Source organism: Amycolatopsis sp. NPDC004368, from assembly GCF_053602515.1.
Genome location: NZ_JBSGDT010000064.1, coordinates 1 through 20,250 on the forward strand (window position 1 = coordinate 1; position 20,250 = coordinate 20,250).

Consider the following 20,250-nt stretch of genomic DNA (forward strand, 5'->3'; position numbering starts at 1 on the left):
ATCGGCTTGCCGAAGTCGCTGTCGGTCATCCCGGTCGCGCGCCAGAGCGAGCGCGCGCCCGCCGCGTTGCGGCCGTGGGTGGTGGTCCGGGAACGGAGGTGCGGCACGGCATTCTCCCAGGTCAGAAGGCTGGTCCAGGCGGAGTCACGGGACCGCTCCGCAAACTGGTCCTACCAATTCTACTCGCTGGGTTCGGCCGGGGAACCGCCGGTCTCGGCGGGAGTTGCCTCCGAAGACTGGTCCTGGACCTTCTCCGACGGCTTCGCGGTGGCTTTTTCACCCGGCTTGAGGTCGTCGTCACTCAGCACGCCCGAAGGGTCCTTGATCTTCCCCTCGCTCACGAGCGCGAGCACCGGAAGGTGGCGCGTCCTCACTGTGGGCAACGTGACCTGCGTGTCGTCGCCCAGTACGGCACGCACGCGCGCTTTGCCGGTGATCGCGAGGCCCTTCAGCGCCGACCAGGGCAGGTCGCGCTTGCCGAACACCGTCCGCACGGCCAAGCCCTCGCGCGTCGCGACGGTCCGGGTGCGGATGACGAAGACGAGGAGCGCGATCGGGAAGATGTACAGCCACTGCAGCCCGTTGATCTCCCCGAGTGCGATCGGTGTCACACACACGGTCAGGAGCGCGATCGCCATGTACGCCGTGCTGGGGATCTTGAACACGGCCGTCCGGCCTTCTTCCGCGCGCTGGTCCTGCTCTTTTTCGGCCACCAATGAATGGTGCACCGCGTCGTCCGCGCGCCTGCGCCCGGGTGGCGGGGCCGCCGGCAGAGCAGTACTGGCGGTCCACCATGCGGAACCGCCGTCCCGCAGAGTTGACACTCGCGCGGACGCCGGACTAACGTCACCGCCGTGACAACGCAGACCGGCCTCGTACTTCCTCAGCGCGTCGACGCTTAGGAAGAGTCCGCTGCGTCGACGCGCGACCCTCGTACGACCTTACGGTCGGCGGGGGTTTTTTGTTGCGTAGAACCGGTTTCCGACCGGCTGCACGGCCACAGACAACCCGAACGAGTGACACCGAGAACCCACGAGGCAGAACCGATGACCAGTGCCACGTCGCGCAGCGACGCGAAGCCCGGGCCGACCGCGCCCGGTGTCCCAGGAGCACGTCCGAAGCCGGCGCCGCCGGCGGGAACCCCGGTAAGGGTCACGGGCGCGCAGTCGCTCGTCCGCTCGCTCGAGGCCGTCGGCGCCGAGGTCGTCTTCGGCATTCCCGGGGGCACCATCCTCCCGGCGTACGACCCCCTGCTCGATTCCACGAAGGTCCGCCACGTCCTCGTCCGCCACGAGCAGGGCGCCGGCCACGCCGCCACCGGCTATGCCCAGGCGACCGGCAAGGTCGGCGTCTGCATGGCGACGTCGGGCCCGGGCGCCACGAACCTCGTCACCCCGCTGGCCGACGCCAACATGGACTCCGTGCCGGTCGTCGCCATCACGGGGCAACAGACGCGCGCGCTCATCGGCACCGACGCGTTCCAGGAAGCCGACATCTGCGGCATCACGATGCCGATCACCAAGCACAACTTCCTCGTCACGGACCCGGCGGAGATCCCCCGGACCATCGCCGAGGCGTTCCACCTGGCGTCGACGGGCCGACCCGGCCCCGTGCTGGTGGACATCCCCAAGGACGTGCTGCAGGAGATGACCTCGTTCTCCTGGCCGCCCGAGATGCGGCTGCCCGGGTACCGCCCGACGCTGCGGCCCCACGGAAAGCAGGTGCGCGAAGCCGCGAAGCTGATCGCGAACGCGCGCCGGCCGGTCCTCTACGTCGGCGGCGGCGTGATCAAGGCCGAGGCGTCCGCGCAGCTGCTGGAGCTGGCCGAGCTGACCGGCATCCCGGTCGCCACCACCCTGATGGCGCGCGGCGCGTTCCCCGACTCGCACCGCCAGCACGTCGGCATGCCCGGCATGCACGGGTCCGTCGCCGCGGTGGCGTCGATGCAGCGGTCCGACCTGCTGATCGCGCTCGGTGCCCGGTTCGACGACCGCGTCACCGGCGCGACGTCGTCGTTCGCGCCCGACGCGAAGGTGATCCACGCCGACATCGACCCGGCCGAGATCTCGAAGAACCGCAAGGCCGACGTGCCGATCGTGGGCGACTGCAACGAGATCATCGGCGAGCTGATCGCCGCCGTGAAGGCTGAGTTCGAGCACGGCCGCCCCGACCTCACCGACTGGTGGACGCAGGTCGACTCGTGGCGCGACACCTACCCGGCCGGCTACGAGTGGCCCGACGACGGCTCGCTGTCGCCGCAGTACGTCATCGAGCGCATCGGCGAGCTGGCCGGTCCCGACGCGGTCTTCACCGCGGGCGTCGGCCAGCACCAGATGTGGGCCGCGCAGTTCGTGAAGTATGAGAAGCCGCGTACGTGGATCAACTCCGGTGGCCTCGGCACCATGGGTTTCGCCGTTCCGGCGGCCATGGGTGCGCAGTTCGGCCTGCCGGAGCAGCAGGTGTGGGCGATCGACGGCGACGGCTGCTTCCAGATGACCAACCAGGAGCTCGCCACGTGCGCCATCGAGGGCGCGCCGATCAAGGTCGCCGTGATCAACAACGGCAACCTCGGCATGATCCGGCAATGGCAGAACCTGTTCTACTCGGAGCGGTACTCCAACAGCGACCTCGGTACCCACAAGCACCGCATCCCCGACTTCACGCTGCTGGCCGAGGCCCTCGGCTGCGCCGGGCTGCGCTGTGAGACCAAGGAGGACGTCGACGCGACGATCCGCCGCGCGATGGAGATCAACGACCGCCCCGTCGTGATCGATTTCGTCGTGGGGAAGGATGCCCAGGTGTGGCCGATGGTGGCCGCGGGCACCGGCAACGACGAGATCATGGCCGTCCGCGGCATCCGGCCGCTGTTCGACGATGACGAGGTTTCGCAGGAAGCGGTCGAGACCCTCGAAGCCGCCGAAGCCGCCGCGGAAGGAGAAGGCCGATGACCGTCCACACGTTGAGCGTGCTGGTCGAGAACAAGCCTGGCGTGCTCGCCCGGGTGTCGGGCCTGTTCTCCCGCCGCGGATTCAACATCGAGTCCCTCGCCGTGGGCCCTACGGAAAATCCCGAGGTGTCCCGCATGACGATCGTGGTCGCCGTTGAAGAGCTACCGCTCGAACAGGTGACCAAACAGCTCAACAAGCTGGTCAACGTGATCAAGATCGTGGAGCTGGAACAGTCCTCCGCGGTGCAGCGCGAACTGCTGCTCGTGAAGGTCCGGGCCGACGCCACCGTGCGCAGCCAGGTCCTCGAGACCGTCCAGCTCTTCCGGGCAAAGGTGGTGGACGTGTCCCCGGAGGCGCTCACCGTCGAGGCGACCGGGACTTCGGACAAGATCGGCGCACTTTTGCGCATGCTCGAGCCGTACGGCATCCGAGAGCTCGTGCAGTCCGGCATGGTCGCGGTGGGTCGCGGGGCCCGCTCGATCACCGCCACCTCGCCCCGCTGATTCACCAGCAGTCGATTCTTCAGCAGTAACCCGAAAGGAAGCAGTACCCCCATGGCAGTGGAAATCTTCTACGACGACGACGCGGACCTTTCGATCATCCAGGGTCGCAAGGTCGCCGTGATCGGCTACGGCAGCCAGGGCCACGCCCACTCGCTGAGCCTGCGCGACTCCGGTGTCGACGTCCGCATCGGCCTGCCGGAGGGGTCGAAGTCGCGGGCGAAGGCCGAGGAGCAGGGCCTGCGCGTGCTGAACGTCGCCGAGGCCGCGGCCGAAGCCGACCTCATCATGATCCTCGCGCCGGACACGAAGCAGCGCTTCATCTACGCCGACGACATCGCGCCGAACCTGAAGGACGGCGACGCGATCTTCTTCGGCCACGGCTTCAACATCCGCTACGACCTGATCAAGCCGCCGGCGAACGTCGACGTCGCCATGGTCGCCCCGAAGGGCCCGGGCCACCTCGTCCGTCGCCAGTTCGTGGACGGCAAGGGCGTGCCCTGCCTGATCGCGGTGGAGCAGGACGCGACCGGTGGCGCCCAGGCGCTGGCCCTGTCGTACGCTGCCGCCATCGGTGGTGCGCGCGCGGGCGTCATCAAGACGACCTTCACCGAGGAGACCGAGACCGACCTCTTCGGCGAGCAGGCTGTGCTCTGCGGTGGCGCGTCGGCGCTGGTGCAGACGGGCTTCGAGGTGCTGACCGAGGCCGGTTACGCCCCGGAGATCGCCTACTTCGAGGTGCTGCACGAGCTCAAGCTCATCGTCGACCTCATGTACGAGGGCGGCATCGCCCGTCAGCGCTACTCGATCTCCGACACGGCCGAGTACGGCGACCTCACCCGCGGCCCGCGCGTGATCTCGCCGGCCGTGAAGCAGGAAATGCAGAAGATCCTGGGCGAGATCCAGGACGGCACCTTCGCTCGCGAGTGGGTGGCCGAGGACGAGGCCGGGCGCCCCAACTTCCTCAAGCTCGAGGAGCAGGGCGAGAAGCACCCGATCGAGGAGACCGGCAAGAAGCTGCGTGCCCTCATGTCGTGGGTCGACCGGCCGATCACCGAGACCGCCTGATCGTCTCTGCTTGACCCCCGGAAAGGCCCCCTCACCCTTGGCGGATTCGAGGGGTCGTTGCAACACAAGTGATCAACTGGTTTCGGCCAGGAGTTTGGCAAAACGCTCGGCTGGGGTGTCCCAGCCGAGCGTTTTGCGTGGGCGGTCGGGGTGCTCCCGTCGCAGTATCACCGCGATCTTGCGCCTTGGGGCGCGGCCGGGCGGGCGTCGGAACGGGCCTGCGCGGCGTGCGGCCGGTACTGACCGCTGCCGGGGTGGCTGACCGTGGACGGGCTCCGACCCAACTCGGCGGCGATTTGCCGGATCGTCGCCTTCTCCCGCAACCGGTCAGCAATGTGGATCCGGTCGTCCACGCGCAAGTACCACCGGGGTGTTGCGACGACTCCTAGAACCCAAGCTGCAGGTGAGGGGGCCTTTCCGGGGTTTTCGCCATTCAGTGGCGAGGGCGGTGGCGGTGGGTCGATAGGCTGGTGCCATGAGTGATCAGCCCGTCGACGACAAGGCGCACATCCGGCACGAGCTGGACCTCACCGACGCCCCATGGATCCGCGCCGAGCCGGAGGGGGTCACGCTCGAGGACTGCGTGGAGTACGCCTTCGTGCCGCACACCGACGGCGTCACGTACGTCGCGATGCGGCAGTCGTCCAAGCCGGACGGCGTGGTGCTCGTGTTCACGCCGTCGGAGTGGGACGCGTTCGTGAAGGGCGTTCGAGACGGCGAGTTCGACCTCCCGGAAGACCTCGAGGCTTAGCACCTCCTGGCTCGGCCGCTCTTGGGCGTGTGGTCGCTCGGCGGCTGAATTCGCGGCTCCGACACGGCTGTGATCAGCTCGGGCAGCCTGCTCGCCGCCGCGGCCAGCGCCGGGTGGTCGCCGTAGTCGCGGGACTCGGCGATCAGGCCGTCGCGCACCCGCAGCACAAAGATGTTGTTGACGCGGAACGGCACGTCGCCCAGTTGCCCCTCGTAGGCGAATTCGCCGATGAGCACTTCGGGATCGGTGCTCTGGTGGGTCACGAGGTCGGTGGCCTGCATGCGGATGCCGAGCGCCCCGGCCAGCGCGAAGTGCGTGCGCAGGTCTTCGCGGGACTTCAGCACGGGCCCGCCCGGCAGGAACGGGTGGCGGACGTCGGTCTGCTCCGCGTAGAGATCCGGCAGCTCGGCCCAACGCTGGTCGGAGACGCCGAAGCACAGCCGTTGGAACACCCCCAGCGGGCTCTCGCGATCGGCGAGCCGCGCCGGCCGCTGGGCGACGGGGCCGGGTTCGTACGCCGGCGCCTGGGCGTATGCGTCGGCCAGACCCGCCGCCGTGTCCTGGACGGCGGCCATCAGCAGGTAATCGTGGTAGTCGCGGCTGTGGACGATCAGCCCGTCGCGTACGCGCAGCACCTGGATGTTGTCCGTCTCGACCGATTTACCGGTGCGCGTCGATTCCACCGTGTACCGGTATTCGGCGACGATCACCTCCGGATCCGTCGTCTCGTGGACGACGAGGTCCGTCTGCGTGAGCCGGAGCGTCCCGGCCAGACCGCCCATGAAGCGCTCGTGCACCGCCGCCCGCCCCGCGAGCCGGCCGGGCCGTGGGACCGCGGTGGGGTGCTCGACGACGGTGTCCTCGGCGTAGAGCGGCGAAAGCTCGCCGAACCGGCCTTCGGTGATGCCCTCGGCGAGCCGGACGAAGACGTCGCGCGGTGTGGTCATCAGTGTCCTCCCAGTGATGAAACGGAGTCTGTAGTCCGTCTCGTGGCGGCCACGATACGGACTACGAACTCCGCTTGTCTACCGGGCTTTCGCCAGCAGATCGCGCGCGTCGGGGCTGTCGCACGCGTCGGCCCAGCCCTCGGGGGTGGAGTTCCACAGGCCGTCGCGCGCGTCGAGGTCGGCACCGGCCGCGAGGAGCACCTCGATCACGTCGAGCCGGTTGTTCTGCGTGGCGAGGTGCAGCGCCGTGATCCCGACGCCGTGGCGCGGTCCGCCGAACGTCCCGACGCGGTTCACGTCCGCGCCCAGCTCCAGCAACGTCTGCACGGCCGCCACCTTGCCCTGCGCGGCCGCCCACGTGAGGGCGGTGCCGCGGTAGACGTCGGCGTCGAGGTCCGCCCCGCGCGCGGCGAGTGTGCGCAGGGCGTCGGTGCGGTCGTTGCGCGCGGCCCAGCTGAGGGCTTCGTCGCGGATCTCGGCCGGATCGCCGCTGGGGCGCCACGACGGGAATCCGCTGTGGGGCCGGTAGAACTCACGGTGTGTGCCCGCCTGTGGTGCGAGTGTCCCGTTCGGACGGATGAGCTCGTCGAGCAGCTCCCCGTCTCCGATACCCGCTGCGACGCGCAGGTTGCGAGGGGACCGCTCGCGCGTCGCCAGTTTTTCGGCGACGGCCCGGTTCCCCCAGAACAACGCGACCACCAACGGAGTCCCGCCGTCGCCGCGCGCCGACACGTCGAGCGGTGCGCCGGCGTCCAGCAGCAGGCCGGCGAGCGCGGCAGGTTGCTGTAGGCGGCCTGGTGCAACGGCGTCCAGCCGTGGGCGTTGCCCCGCGCGGGGTCGGCGCCGTGTTCGAGCAGGACGCGCGTCAGGCGTTCGTCGCAGGTGGCGCCGGCCATGCCGAGCAGGTCGTTGCCGTTGGTGCCGCGCGCGTGGACGAGCCCGGGAAACTCGTCGACCACGGCTGCCAGCCCGTCGACGTCCCTCGCCTCCAGGAGGCGAAACGCCCGCGCGAACGGTTCGCCACTCTCCGGCAACGCCGCGACGTGCTGGCGCAGCCCCCGCCACGACCCGAACCCGTGCTCCTTCGCGACGACCGTGCGCGCGCCGTCGCGCGTCAACGGCTGATCGTGCCGCTCGAACGCCTCGCGCGCCCCGGCCGTCCCGTCCTCGGCGGACGCGAGCAGGCCGAGGGCACGTTCGCGGTAGTACTCGGCGTCGGCGTGGTAGGCGTGCTGCAGACTCGGCCCGCCATCGACGACGCGCCGCACGTACGCCTGCAGCTTCGGCCAGCTCGGGAACCCGTGCCCGCGCGCCACGCGGAACTGCGCCTCGGACAACTTGATCGACTCGGCCCGCGCCAGCTCCTTCGCGCGTTTGCGCAGCTGGGCGAGATCGGGTTTGGCGGGCAATGCGGCCATGGGGGAGTCCTTCCTTCCCTCGGTTCGCCCGTGGTCCGCCGGCACCGGGCAGGGAAGAAGGCGCGCACAACGCACTCGCTTCGGGGGTGGGCTCAGCCCTTTCCGCGGACAGGACGCGGCCCTCACCGCGCGCAGTCACTGTACCGCCTGGGCAGCCCGCTTTCGCCGCTCAACGGCGACGGCACGGATCCTTTGTGTCTGCCGCCGGTCCCGGGACGAGGAAGGATGAAGGCCCCTTCACCTACGACTCGTCACTCAGCGGCGTCCTGGAGGTCGTGAACGTCCCTTCGCTCGGGATTCCGGGATGCCCAGCGTCGTGAACGGTCTACCGGTCGACAACTCGTGACACTGCGACATCGCGGCGGTCGTGAAGCTACCTTCGCCTGCGGCTGCCCGAGCCGGCACGTCGTGAACGGTCCCGTCACCCACACTTCGTCACCCCGCGAGGCCGAGGTAGGTCGCGAAGCTCCGTTCGCCAGCCGCGCTACGACCCCTGAACGATGAACCCCGGACATCACCCACCAAAGCACCACCACGGAGCAATTCGTCCCCTTTCGTCCCAATCACCCCAACCGCCCCACCTCACCCCATCCCACACCGTGGAACGCACAAAACACCGCACCGCCCACGCTCACGGAAGCCGCGCCGGCCCCGTTTTCCTTGCCGCAAACCCATTCCCCATCCCCGGGACCCACTCCGGATCACGACCACCCTGACCGGCCCGGCGACCAAGTTTTCGCCGGATTACGAGCGAGTTAACAACGCGGGCAGCACCCGGGCCCCCAACCGGGCTAAACTCCCGCCCATCCGGGCACAACGGCGTGCGCCGCAGGAGAGCGTCCTCGATTTCGTGACCAGATAGTGGGAGCCGCATCGTGACCAAGCCCAGCAAACCCGTCGTCCTCATCACGGAGAAGCTCGCGCCTTCCGTGCTGAGTGTGTTCGGTGACGAGGTAGAGGTCCGGCATGTGGACGGCACGGACCGTCCCGCGCTGTTCGAGGCGGTGAAGAGTGCCGACGCGCTCCTGGTGCGATCCGCCACGAAGGTCGACGCCGAGGTGCTTGACCACACGACCCAGCTGAAGGTCGTCGCCCGCGCCGGCGTCGGGCTGGACAACGTCGAGGTGCCCGCCGCCACCGAGCGTGGCGTGCTGGTGGTCAACGCCCCGACGTCGAACATCGTGTCCGCCGCCGAGCACGCCGTGGCGCTGCTGCTGGCGGTCGCCCGCCGCGTGCCGGCCGCCGACCAGAGCCTGCGGGGCGGCGAGTGGAAGCGCAGCTCGTTCTCGGGTGTCGAGCTGAACGGCAAGACCATCGGTGTCGTCGGCCTCGGCAAGATCGGCCAGCTGTTCAGCCAGCGCCTCGCCGCGTTCGGCACCAAGCTGATCGCCTACGATCCCTACGTCTCGGCCGCCCGCGCCGCGCAGCTCGGCATCGAGCTCGTGCCGCTCGACGAGCTGCTGCAGCGCGCCGACGCGATCTCCATCCACCTGCCGAAAACGCCGGAGACCAAGGGCCTCATCGACGCCGAGGCGCTGAAGAAGACCAAGCCGGGCGTGATCATCGTCAACGCCGCACGCGGTGGCCTGATCGTCGAGGAGGCGCTGGCAGACGCGATCCGCAGCGGCCACGTCGGCGGCGCGGGCATCGACGTGTTCGTCACCGAGCCCACCACCGCGAGCCCGCTGTTCGAGCTGCCCAACGTGGTCGTCACCCCGCACCTCGGCGCGTCGACGAGTGAGGCGCAGGACCGCGCGGGCACCGACGTCGCCCGTTCCGTGCTGCTGGCCCTGCGCGGCGACTTCGTGCCGGACGCCGTGAACGTGTCGGGCGGCGGCGCCGTCGGCGAGGACGTGCGGCCGTACCTGTCGCTCACGCAGAAGCTCGGCGAGGTGCTCACGGCGCTGAGCCCGAAGGCGCCGACGTCGGTGACCGTCGAGGTCAAGGGCGAGCTGTCCAGTGAGGACACTTCGGTGCTGCAGCTCGCGGCGCTGCGCGGGGTGTTCGCCGGCGTGGTCGACGACCAGGTCACGTTCGTCAACGCGCCGCGGCTCGCCGAAGAGCTGGGTGTGCAGGTCGACCTCGTCACCGAGACCGAGAGCCCGAAGTTCCGCAGCCTGGTCACGGTGCGCGCGGTCCACGCGGACGGCACCGCGCTCACCGTCTCCGGTTCGGTGACCGGCAAGGACGAGGTCGAGAAGATCGTCGAGGTCAACGGCCGCCACTTCGACCTGCGTGCCGAGGGCCACGTGCTGCTGCTCGAGTACCCGGACCGCCCGGGCGTGATGGGCCGCGTCGGCACACTGCTCGGCGAGGCCGGCATCAACATCGAGGCCGCGCAGATCAGCCAGACCACCGAAGGTTCCGACGCCGTGATGCTGCTGCGCGTCGACCGGCACGTGGACGGCAACGTGCTTGAGCCGATCGGCGCCACCGTGGGTGCGCACACCATCCGTTCGGTGGACTTCAACTAGTTCCGCGCGTTTTCCGAAAGCCCCTTTCCCTGTCCGAGTGGCGGGGGAAGGGGCTTTTCGTCTTTCGGGAACGCCCAGACTGGCAACATTCGCATAACGGCGCATTTTCGCCACGAAAGTAGGTGTTTCGGGCAGCTAGGTTCTGTGCCGCGAGGCAGAACCACGCGCCGTGAGAGCACGGTGCGGCGCCGGTGCCCACCTGTCGGGGGTGGTGTCGGGAGCACCAGGCAGGTTCGCGATCCAGGCCTCCAACGAAGGGGTTGGGTACTCATGAGCAGATCCCGGTTGCCGGGGTGGGCTGCGCGTTCGACGGCCGCCGTCGCCGCGGCGGTGCTGGCCGTGGGCGTCACGACAGCGTCGGGCGCGTCGGCCCAGACGACGCCGCTCGCCGACCCGGTCGCGCCGGCCAAGGTCGCCGCCGCGGGGTTGCAGGGCAAGATCTCGCCGCGGCTCGACGCCGCGCGGGGCAAGATCACCGCGTTCGTGGAGCTGGCGAAGAAGCCGGCCGTCGACGCGTTCAACGCCGAACAGGGCAAGGGCGCCGGCAAGGAGAAGGCCAAGCAGGCCGCGCGCGCCGCGAAGGCCGACGTCGCCGCGACCGTCAACGCGGTCGTCGGGCAGCTCAAGAAGGCCGACACGGGCACACAGCTGGTCACGCAGACGTCGAACGCCGTCGCGGGCGCCGTCGTCACCGCCGACGCGGCGAAGATCCGCGAGCTCGCCAAGCGTCCCGACGTCGTTTCGGTGCGCACGGTCGTGCCGAAGACGAAGAACAACGCCAGCGCCGAGCAGCTCACCAACACGCTCGCCAGCTGGCAGCAGACCGGCAAGTTCGGTGACGGCATCCGCGTCGGCGTGATCGACGACGGCATCGACTACACCCACGCCGACTTCGGCGGCCCCGGCACGCCGGCGGCCTACCAGGCGGTGGACCGGGCCAAGCCGTCGCCGCTGTTCCCGAGCGCCAAGGTCGTGGGCGGCACAGACCTCGCCGGTGACGACTACGACGCCGAGGGCAAGACCGGCTCGCCGACGCCGAAGCCGGACCCCAACCCCATCGCGTGCGGCGAGCACGGCACGCACGTGGCCGGCACGATCGCGGGCTTCGGCGTGAACGCCGACGGCACCACGTTCACCGGCAACTACAAGAAGCTGAACAAGAAGCAGCTCGACGCCATGCGCATCGGCCCGGGCACCGCGCCCAAGGCCCTGCTCTACGCGATCAAGGTGTTCGGCTGCACCGGCTCCACGAACATCACTTCGCAGGCGCTGGACTGGGCGCTCGACCCCGACGGCGACGGTGACTTCACCGACCACCTCGACATCGTCAACCTGTCGCTGGGCAGCGACTTCGGCGCGCCGGACGACCCCGACTCGCTGTTCGTGCGCAAGCTCGCCCAGAACGGCGTCCTGCCGGTCCTCGCGGCGGGCAACGGCGGCGACCTCAACGACGTCGCGGGTTCGCCGGGCAACACGCCCGAGGCCCTCACCGTCGCCAGCAGCCGCGACGCCGGCGAGCTGAAGGACGCCCTCGACGTGACGGCTCCGAACCCGGGGCAGCAGCCGGGCCAGTACAGCCAGGACTACACCGGCTACGACACGCTCGACCTCACCGCGCCCGTCGTGCCGCTCTCCGCGGCCAACAACGCGGGCTGCGCCGCCTTCTCCGCCGAGGACAAGGCCAAGGTCGCGGGCAAGATCGCGTGGCTGGAGTGGGACGACAACGACTCCACCCGCGCCTGCGGTTCCGCCGCGCGCGCCAACAACGCGCAGGCCGCGGGCGCCAAGGGAGTGCTGCTGTCGTCCACTTTGGAGCACCCGGCCGCCGGGATCGCGGGCAACGCGGGCGTGCCGATGTTCCAGCTCACCGGCAAGGCCACCACGGCCGTGCGTCCGGACCTGACCGCCGGCACGCTCTCGGTCCGCTTCTTCGGCGCCGGGCGGGCGAGCCTGCAGACGACCGACAAGACCATTGTGGACACCCCGAGCTCGTTCACCTCGCGCGGTGGCCGTGGCCCGTCGGTGAAGCCGGACGTCACGGCGCCCGGTGACACGATCACGTCGGCGTTCCGGGGCAGCGGCAACGGCCGGCTGTCGATCTCGGGCACGTCGATGGCCACCCCGCACACCGCGGGCATCACGGCGCTGGTCCGCCAGACCCACCCCGACTGGAACGTCGAGGAGGTCAAGGCCGACGTCGTGGGCTCGGCCGCGCACGACATCACCGACGGCGCCGGACACACCTACGCGCCGCAGCGCGTCGGGACCGGTCGCATCGACGCGAAGGCCGCGCTGGACAACCAGGTCCTCGCCTACGTGGAGGACGACCCGGGTGCCGTGAGCGTCACGTTCGGCACCGTCGAGGTAGCGGGACCGGTCACGCTCTCGAAGACGATCAAGGTCGTCAACAAGGGTGTCACGCCGGCCGAGTACTCGGTGGCGTACGAGGCCGTGAACTCGCTGCCCGGCGTGCAGTACACAGTGGACAAGAACACGGTGAAGCTCAACCCGCGCGGGGCCGCGAAGGTGAAGGTGACGCTCAAGATCACCGACCCGAAGGCGCTGCGCAAGGTCATGGACCCGACCATGGAGGCCACGCAGGCCGGGCTCGCCCGCCAGTTCGTGGCCGACGCTTCGGGCCGGGTGGCGTTCACGCCGAAGAACGGTGCGACCGTGCCGCTGCGGGTGGCCGTGTACTCGGCGCCGAAGCCGGTCTCGTCCGTGACGACGCCGGCCGGCGTGCGGTTCGGCGGGAACCAGAACCAGGCCGTGCTGAACCTCGGTGGCAAGGGCGTCGACCAGGGCACCGGCGCGCAGCGGTACCGCTCGCTGATCAGCGTCCTGGAGCTGCAGGCCGAATCGCCGCAGATGCCGGAGTGCGGCGAGGGCGTCTCGACCGACTGCACACTCAACGGCACCGCCAAGGGCGGCGACCTGCGCTACATCGGCGCGGCCTCGACGGCTCCGCTCGCCAAGGCGCAGGGCGAACCGGAGAACGCCATGCTCGCGTTCGGCCTCACGACCTGGGGCGACTTCGCGAACCTGGGCAGCAACACGATCCCGTTCGTCGACTTCGACACGACAGGCGACGGCAAGCCGGACTTCGAGACCTTCGTGACGAAGGCCACAGGCACCGACGTGCTGCTGGCCGCCACGGTGTCGCTGACGCAGCCGGGCAACCCGACGGTGGACCTGCAGGCCGTCAACGGTCAGCTCGGCGACGTGGACACCAACGTGTTCGACACGAACGTCGTCGTGCTGCCGGTCAGCATCGCCGCGCTGGGGATCGACCCGACCGAGGCGTCGCACCGGATCAGCTACACCGTCGGCACGGCGGGCTTCTACGTCGCGCCGGGCACCACCGACGGGCTGATCGACTTCGTCGGCACGCCGCTGTCGTTCGACGCTCTGGCGCCGGCGTTCTCGGTGCAGGGCGGCGGTGACGCGGCCCTCGGCTACGTCGCGAAGCCCGGCACCCAGCTCGTGGTCAACCGCAACGCGGCCGCCGTCGCCGGTGACAAGGCGAAGGGCCTGCTGGCGATCGAGCACCACAACGCGGCCGGCTCGCGCGCGGCCGTCGTGCGGATCGAGTCGGCGGTGACGCGGCCGTGAGGCCGGCTCCGTCACCCGCCCAGGCGGGGTGACGGGGTCCTCCGATCAGGGAAGGCCTGAAGTGGCTGGTCAGCTTCCCCGAATGGCGCGTTAGGGGCTTTCCGGGTCGTTCGGACCCGGGAAGCCCCCTTTGTCTTTCACCCGTTCAGGTGTCTCACCCTGCGGGAGGATGCGGCATAAGGGTGGTGCGGCTACGGCGTCTTGTCTACGGCCGGTAACCTTCCGCTGCTGGCGTTTTCTTGCGGATGGGCCATCGGTGCGTTCGGTGGCCTGGTCTACGGAGGTGTGTGGATGCGGCTCGCGGTGATCCCAGGTGACGGGATCGGGCCCGAGGTGGTCTCCGAGGCGCTCAAGGTGCTCGGTGAAGTAGCACCGACGGCGGAGATCACGAACTACGACCTCGGTGCCGCGAGGTGGCACTCGACCGGGGAACTGCTCCCCGAATCGGTGCTCGGCGAACTGCGTCAGCACGACGCGATCCTGCTCGGCGCGGTCGGCGACCCGACGGTGCCCAGCGGCATCCTCGAGCGCGGCCTGCTGCTGCGCCTGCGCTTCGAGCTCGACCACCACGTGAACCTGCGCCCGGCGCGCCTGTACCCGGGCGTGCGCGGCCCGCTGGCCGACGCCGGCGAGGTCGACATGGTCGTGGTGCGCGAAGGCACTGAAGGGCCGTACACCAACAACGGTGGCCTGCTGCGCAAGGACACCGAGCACGAGGTCGCGACGGAGGTCAGCGTCAACACGGCGTTCGGCGTCCGGCGCGTCGTCGCCGACGCGTTCAACCGCGCCGAGGAGCGGCCGCGCAAGCACCTCACCCTGGTGCACAAGACCAACGTGCTGGAGTACGCCGGGTCGCTGTGGTCGCGGATCGTCGAGGAGGTCTCGCTCGAGCACCCCGACGTCACGGTCGCGTACTCGCACGTCGACGCCGCCACGATCCACCTGGTCACGGACCCGTCGCGCTTCGACGTGGTCGTCACCGACAACCTCTTCGGCGACATCATCACCGACCTGGCGGCCGCCGTCACCGGTGGCATCGGCCTCGCGGCCAGCGGCAACCTCGACATCACGCGCCGCAACCCGAGCATGTTCGAGCCGGTCCACGGGAGCGCTCCCGACATCGCCGGCCAGGGTCTCGCCGACCCGACGGCCGCGGTGCTCTCGGTGTCGCTGCTGCTCGACCACCTGGGCCACAAGGAGGCCGCGCGCCGCATCGAGGCGTCCGTGGCCTTCGACCTCGCCACGCGCGACCAGGCGTCGCCCGGCACCACCCAGGCCATCGGCGACCGGCTCGCTGCGCTGGTGTCGTCGAACGTGCGCTCTGTGAGCTGACGTTCTTTCCCGGAACGCCGCCGTGGAAGACCGGTCGAACTCCGGCGCTGACTCGCAACGGTAGGCCCGCGGTCCATCTCCATCGGACCGCGGGCTGGCCTGACACCGGCGGTGGTTCCCGCATCACCCTTGGCCCTCCCGTCGTGGTTTACGGGAGTCGATATCCCCTTCTTTTGTCTTGGCGTGGCTGCCGTCGTCGTGTGTGGACCCCTGGACAGATCGGGTCCATTCGGTGTCAAGTTCTCTCCTTTGCTGACGGCCCGGACTCTCCGACTTCCGACTCTGACGAATCCCCTCTGCCGGTTCGCCTCCGGTGTCGCCGTTCAATGGCGAATCCTCGCCGCGTGACCCCGCTTCGGCTGGCGCGCAACCGCCGCGGCGGCATCGGCGGCCAACGGCAATCCCGCGCTCGGCGCGTTGCCGATGAGTGGCGAACCCCCGCGCGATGACTCCGCCCCGGCGTGGTCGGCGTCGCCGCTCAGCGGCGAACTCATGTAGGTCGACGAAGTCGCAGTAAGTTCGTCGCCTGCCGGGAACGACAGCGTGGAGCGCGGCTCGCCAGCCGGAGCTCCGGACGTGCCGCCTTGGCCGTTGCCGCTCAGTGGCGAAAAGCGTCGAGGGCCCAAATCGCCTGGTGGAGCCCAATCTCCGGGAGCGCAAGAACGCCGGCACTCCGGTTTCGAGCCACCGGAGCGCCGACGCGTCGGACCCATCCTGCTCGGGCCGACGTGGTACGCACCTCGGCGACCCAGCCGACTCCAGCCGTCATTCGACCGGCCCGAGTCCAAGGAAACCGTGACCAAGTCGATGTGCGCCCCTGGCCTCGACGATCGGATTTCCGACTATGTCGTGCGATTTCGCCAAGGTGCCCCAGCTCGCCGAGAAGATCAACCGGGAAGTCCTGAAGGGCGCGGATCCCGAACGGGTGTTCAGGGGCTGGTACTACGGTTTCTCCGAAAGCACCGGCTTCATGCCCGACACGTTGGCGCAGCTCTGCTTCCAGAGCGGCCAGCTCGCCGAAGCCTGCCTCAACGGCCTCGGCAAGCAGCGCAACACCATGCCTCCGCTCGAGGCGCTGTACGGCGACCTGCGCAACCTCGGCAAGATTTTTGCCGTCAGCGACCGCGCAGAACAGCCGGTGAAACAGCCGGTGATCAGCTCTCACAGACTGGGAAGCTCCGCCCGGCGCTTGGAAGCCGGGCGGAGCTGTGGCATCATGCAAACCGTGACCGCCATCTCGATCATTATCGCCGAGCGCGCCGGATAGACGCTTCACAAGAGCTTCCGGCGCGCAACCTCTCGCACCCATGCGGGAGGTTTTTTTGTTGCCAGAAACAGGTTCTGCCCGCCACAAGGAGACACCGTGACCCGCACGGAGCCCGCCGAAACGCCCCTCGGCGACGCCTTCCACCTCTACGACACGACCCTGCGTGACGGCGCCCAGCGCGAAGGCATCACGTACTCCGTTGCCGACAAGCTCGCCGTCGCCCGCCTGCTCGACGAGCTCGGCGTGGGTTTCATCGAGGGCGGCTGGCCGGGCGCGTTGCCGAAGGACACGGAGTTCTTCGCGCGGGCGGCGAAGGGCGAGCTCGAACTGAGGCACGCCGTGCTCGTCGCGTTCGGGTCCACGCGCAAGGCCGGCACTCGTGCGTCGGAAGATCCGCAGGTCCGCGCGCTGCTCGACGCCGAGGCACCCGTGGTCACCTTGGTGGCGAAATCCGACCTGCGGCACATCGAGCGTGCGCTGCGCGTCGACGTGGACGAGGCGTGCGAAATGGTCCGTGACACCGTCGCGTTCCTGACCGGCGAGGGCCGGCGCGTGTTTCTCGACGCCGAGCACTTCTTCGACGGGTACGCCTTCTCGCCCGACACCGCGCTGCGCGTCCTCGACGCCGGTGCCACCGCGGGCGCCGACGTCGTCGTGCTCTGCGACACCAACGGCGGCCAGCTGCCGCTCGGCCTCGCGGAAACCGTGGGCGAGGTCAAGGACAGGACCGGGTTCCGCTTGGGAATCCATTGCCAGGACGACACTTCCTGCGCCGTGGCGAACTCCGTCGCCGCGGTGCAGGCCGGCGCGACGCACGTCCAGTGCACCGCCAACGGTTATGGCGAGCGGGCCGGCAACGCCGACCTGTTCGCCGTGACGGGAAACCTCGTGACGAAGCTCGGAATGGAGGTTCTCCCGACCGGAGGTGCCGCCGAGCTCACCCGCGTCTCCCATGCGCTTGCCGAAATCGCGAACCTCGCACCCGACACCCACCAGGCCTACGTCGGGTCGTCGGCCTTCGCCCACAAGGCGGGGCTGCACGCGAGCGCGATCAAGGTGGATCCGTTGCTGTACAACCACATCGATCCATCTTCCGTCGGAAACGGCATGCGGGTACTGGTCACGGAGATGGCCGGCAGGGCCAGCCTCGAGCTCAAGGGACGTGAGCTCGGGGTCGACCTTGCCGGCCGGCCCGACGCGCTCACGAACGCGGTGCGCAAGGTGAAGGACCTCGAAGCGGAGGGTTGGTCGTTCGAGGCTGCTGATGCGTCGTTGGAGTTGTTGCTGCGCCGTGAAGTCGAGGAGGTTTCCGGTGAGGAGCCGGTGGCGCCGCCGTTCCGCCTGGAGTCCTATCGCGTCGTCCTCGATCACCGGTCCGACGGTGAGGTCGTTTCGGAGGCGACGGTGAAGGTCCACGTGAACGGGCACCGCGTCATCGCCACGGCCGAAGGCAACGGGCCGGTGCACGCGATGGACGCCGCCCTGAGGGAAGCGCTCAGCCCGCACCTGTCCTGGTTGGACACGGTGGAGCTGTCCGACTACAAGGTGCGGATCCTCCCGTCCAATCCGGGCACGCACGCGGTGACCCGTGTCCTGCTCGAATCCAGTGATGGTGAGCGGGAATGGACCACCGTCGGTGTGCATGGGAACATCGTGGAGGCGAGCTGGATGGCGATGTGTGACGCGCTCGTCCACAAAAGCCTCACGGCTCGCGGCTGAGTTCGGGCTCGCTCCTTTCCTGGGCTCGCAGGTGATCTGCGGTGGCGTCCTCGAGGTGACGGCAATGCGGAGACGGCAGTGCGGTGATGGCTGTGCGGTGATGTCTGTGCGGTGATGTCGACGAGGTGTCTTGCCAGATTGGCGCATCAAGGGCGTGATAGTCGAGGATTTCGGCGAGAAAGCGGACGAACGGGCCGCTCGTGCCGTTTTGCTCACGTTGTGCGCAGGGCGTGGCGCGAGTGGCCCGTTCGTGCTGGGGGCGAGCGTCGGAGCGGCGGCGTAAGTAGACTGACCAGGTGCGTCTAGCCCGAATTGCTCATCCCAGCGGTGGTGTCGCGTTCGCTTCGATCGAGGGCGAGGGCGACGACGCCCAGGTCCTGGAGATCGCTGAACACCCCTTCGGCCAGCCGAACTTCACCGGCAAGCGGTGGCCGCTCGCCGACGTCCGCCTGCTTGCGCCGATCCTGCCGTCGAAGGTCATCGCCGTCGGCCGGAACTACGCGAAGCACGCGGCCGAGTTCGGCAACGAGGTGCCGGCGGCCCCGATGCTGTTCATCAAGCCGTCGACCACGATCATCGGTCCGAACGCGCCCATCCGTCGCCCGCGTGACGTCGGTCGCATCGACTTCGAGGGCGAGCTGGCGATCGTCATCGGCCAACCGGTGAAGAACGTGTCCGCCGAGCGAGCGGCGAGCGCGATCCTCGGCTACACCGTGGCCAACGACGTGAGCGCCCGCGAGCTCCAGAAGTCCGACGGCCAGTGGGGCCGTGCGAAGGGCTTCGACACGTTCTGCCCGCTCGGCCCGTGGATCGAGACGTCGATCGACCCGTCGGACCTGGCGCTGCGAAGCGAGGTCGACGGCGAGGTCAAGCAGGACGGCCGCACGTCGGACCTCGTGCACAAGGTGCCGGAGCTGGTCGAGTTCGTGTCGGGCGTCATGACGTTGCTGCCCGGCGACATCATCCTCACCGGCACGCCCGAGGGCGTCGGCCCGATCGTCGACGGGCAGTCGGTCTCGATCACGATCGAAGGTATCGGCACCCTGACCAACCCGGTCCAGGACATCTGACAACACTCGGTTCGACGAGGCCCACCGGCCATTCGCCACTGAGTGGCGACGGCCGGTGGGCCTCTGGATTTCCGGGGTCGTGGCCACGGTCACCGGCTGGGGTTCGGTCGGCTTTCGCGGTTTGGAGCGACATGGTGGTGGCGCGGTTTGCCGCTGAGTGGCGGCGACTGCGGGCCCGCTTTTCCGGGGATGGTGACTGTGGTCCCCGACTCGGGTTTGGTTTTCGCGGTCGTGGGGCGGTGCGGGTTTGCCGCTGAGTGGCGATGATCGCGGGCCTCGGTGTTCGGGGGTCGGTGACTGCGGTCACCGACCCGGGTTGGATTACGTGGTTTTGGGGCGACGTGGTGGTTGCCGGGGGCGCCACTGAGAGGCGACGACCGGGGCCCCGGCTTCCGGGGATGGCCACTGTGGTCCTCGACTCGGGGTTGGCTTTCGCGGTTCTGGGGCGGTGGTTGCGGGGTTCGCCGCTGAGTGGCGAGGATCGCGAGCCTCGGTGTTTTGGGGGTGGGGGTTGAGGTCGCCGGCTCAGGTCCAATCGGCCTTCGCCGCTCGGGGGCGACACGGTGGTCGCGTCGTTCGCCATTGAGTGGCGACACCTGGTCGGCCCTCAATCTTTCTCGGGCGGAGGTTGAGGTCGCTGGACCGGCGCGGGCGGTTTCGCCGTTCGTCGGCGACACGTTGGTCGCGCCGTTGGTCGGTCGGCGATGGGCTCGGTGGAGATACGAGAGCCGTGCCGGTGTTGCCGCTAGGTGTATGAGGCCATGACGTTCGTGACGCCGGTGCGGAGCCTCGACGCTGGTGGCTGATCTCCGGCGGCAGTGTGTGGTCGATGGTAGTTGTAGTGGATGTTCCAGACGGCCAGGGCTGCGGTGCGGTGGTCTTCGCTGGTCCAGACGGAGGCGTAGAGGAATTCTTCGGCGAGGATCCGGTTGTAGCGCTCGACTTTTCCGTTGTGGCGTGGGGTGTAGGGCGTGATCCGCTGATGGCGGGCTCCGCGGAGGACGGTGGCGAAGTCGCCTGCGCGGTAGCAGGGGCCGTTGTCGGTGACCAGGCGGTGGATGTGGGTGATGCCGTGGGCGGCGAAGAACGCGCGGGCGCGGTGGACGAATCTGATCGCGGTGCGGGCGGTTTCGTCGGGCAGGGC

14 protein-coding genes and 1 pseudogene are annotated in these 20,250 nt (G+C 69.2%); 10 read left to right on the forward strand and 5 right to left on the reverse strand.

What is annotated here, in order from left to right; all coding sequences use genetic code 11:
* Positions 1 to 179: 179 nt before the first annotated feature.
* Positions 180 to 713, reverse strand: a complete 534-nt coding sequence (locus ACWEOE_RS41180; RefSeq protein ID WP_452019128.1) for a PH domain-containing protein — start codon at positions 711 to 713, stop codon at positions 180 to 182.
* A 333-nt stretch (positions 714 to 1,046) separates the two neighbouring features.
* On the opposite strand from ACWEOE_RS41180, the gene ACWEOE_RS41185 reads away from it, so the two are divergent.
* The 3 genes from ACWEOE_RS41185 to ilvC are packed head-to-tail and all read left to right on the forward strand — an operon-like array spanning position 1,047 to position 4,516.
* Positions 1,047 to 2,948, forward strand: coding sequence for an acetolactate synthase large subunit (locus ACWEOE_RS41185; protein WP_452019130.1), 1,902 nt, complete (start codon positions 1,047 to 1,049; stop codon positions 2,946 to 2,948).
* Complete coding sequence (gene ilvN / locus ACWEOE_RS41190; protein ID WP_220237608.1) at positions 2,945 to 3,451, forward strand: acetolactate synthase small subunit; 507 nt, start codon at positions 2,945 to 2,947, stop codon at positions 3,449 to 3,451. The genes ACWEOE_RS41185 and ilvN overlap by 4 nt, the downstream gene beginning before the upstream one ends.
* 51 nt (positions 3,452 to 3,502) lie before the next feature.
* Complete coding sequence (ilvC, locus tag ACWEOE_RS41195; protein WP_452019132.1) at positions 3,503 to 4,516, forward strand: ketol-acid reductoisomerase; 1,014 nt, start codon at positions 3,503 to 3,505, stop codon at positions 4,514 to 4,516.
* A 184-nt stretch (positions 4,517 to 4,700) separates the two neighbouring features.
* Here ilvC and ACWEOE_RS41200 read toward each other — a convergent pair.
* Positions 4,701 to 4,866: pseudogene (locus tag ACWEOE_RS41200) on the reverse strand (helix-turn-helix domain-containing protein); the annotation flags it as partial.
* Positions 4,867 to 4,991: 125 nt separating this feature from the next.
* On the opposite strand from ACWEOE_RS41200, the gene ACWEOE_RS41205 reads away from it, so the two are divergent.
* On the forward strand, positions 4,992 to 5,267 hold the full coding sequence (locus tag ACWEOE_RS41205; RefSeq protein WP_220237610.1) for a DUF397 domain-containing protein: 276 nt from the start codon (positions 4,992 to 4,994) through the stop codon (positions 5,265 to 5,267).
* On the opposite strand, the gene ACWEOE_RS41210 is transcribed toward ACWEOE_RS41205, so the two are convergent.
* Both ACWEOE_RS41210 and ACWEOE_RS41215 read right to left on the reverse strand, forming a co-directional pair.
* Positions 5,264 to 6,214 carry a nuclear transport factor 2 family protein gene (locus ACWEOE_RS41210; RefSeq protein ID WP_452019134.1) on the reverse strand — a complete coding sequence of 317 codons (951 nt, stop codon included), beginning with the start codon at positions 6,212 to 6,214 and terminating at the stop codon, positions 5,264 to 5,266. The two genes, ACWEOE_RS41205 and ACWEOE_RS41210, sit on opposite strands and share 4 nt — an antisense overlap.
* 78 nt (positions 6,215 to 6,292) lie before the next feature.
* Positions 6,293 to 6,946 (reverse strand): ankyrin repeat domain-containing protein, encoded by a 654-nt coding sequence (locus ACWEOE_RS41215; protein WP_452019136.1) that lies wholly within the window; start codon positions 6,944 to 6,946, stop codon positions 6,293 to 6,295.
* 1,561 nt (positions 6,947 to 8,507) lie between these two features.
* Here ACWEOE_RS41215 and serA point away from each other — a divergent pair.
* The 6 genes from serA to ACWEOE_RS41245 all read left to right on the forward strand — a co-directional run bounded on the left by serA (position 8,508) and on the right by ACWEOE_RS41245 (position 19,106).
* Entirely contained in the window at positions 8,508 to 10,106 is a 1,599-nt protein-coding gene (serA, locus tag ACWEOE_RS41220) for a phosphoglycerate dehydrogenase (protein WP_452019138.1), read from the forward strand.
* Positions 10,107 to 10,376: 270 nt separating this feature from the next.
* Positions 10,377 to 13,718 carry a S8 family peptidase gene (locus ACWEOE_RS41225; RefSeq protein WP_452019140.1) on the forward strand — a complete coding sequence of 1,114 codons (3,342 nt, stop codon included), beginning with the start codon at positions 10,377 to 10,379 and terminating at the stop codon, positions 13,716 to 13,718.
* Between the two features lie 291 nt (positions 13,719 to 14,009).
* Complete coding sequence (locus tag ACWEOE_RS41230) at positions 14,010 to 15,050, forward strand: 3-isopropylmalate dehydrogenase (RefSeq protein ID WP_452019142.1); 1,041 nt, start codon at positions 14,010 to 14,012, stop codon at positions 15,048 to 15,050.
* An 844-nt stretch (positions 15,051 to 15,894) separates the two neighbouring features.
* A complete protein-coding gene (locus tag ACWEOE_RS41235) occupies positions 15,895 to 16,317 on the forward strand; it encodes a hypothetical protein (RefSeq protein WP_452019144.1) in 423 nt (140 codons plus the stop codon).
* A gap of 96 nt (positions 16,318 to 16,413) precedes the next feature.
* The gene (cimA, locus tag ACWEOE_RS41240) at positions 16,414 to 18,036 is read left to right on the forward strand and encodes a citramalate synthase (protein ID WP_452019146.1); all 1,623 of its coding nucleotides are present in this window, start codon (positions 16,414 to 16,416) and stop codon (positions 18,034 to 18,036) included.
* Between the two features lie 296 nt (positions 18,037 to 18,332).
* A complete protein-coding gene (locus tag ACWEOE_RS41245) occupies positions 18,333 to 19,106 on the forward strand; it encodes a fumarylacetoacetate hydrolase family protein (protein WP_452019148.1) in 774 nt (257 codons plus the stop codon).
* Between the two features lie 745 nt (positions 19,107 to 19,851).
* On the opposite strand, the gene ACWEOE_RS41250 is transcribed toward ACWEOE_RS41245, so the two are convergent.
* Positions 19,852 to 20,250, reverse strand: a 399-nt coding sequence (locus tag ACWEOE_RS41250) for an integrase core domain-containing protein (protein ID WP_452019150.1), incomplete at its 5' end; no start/stop codon positions are given.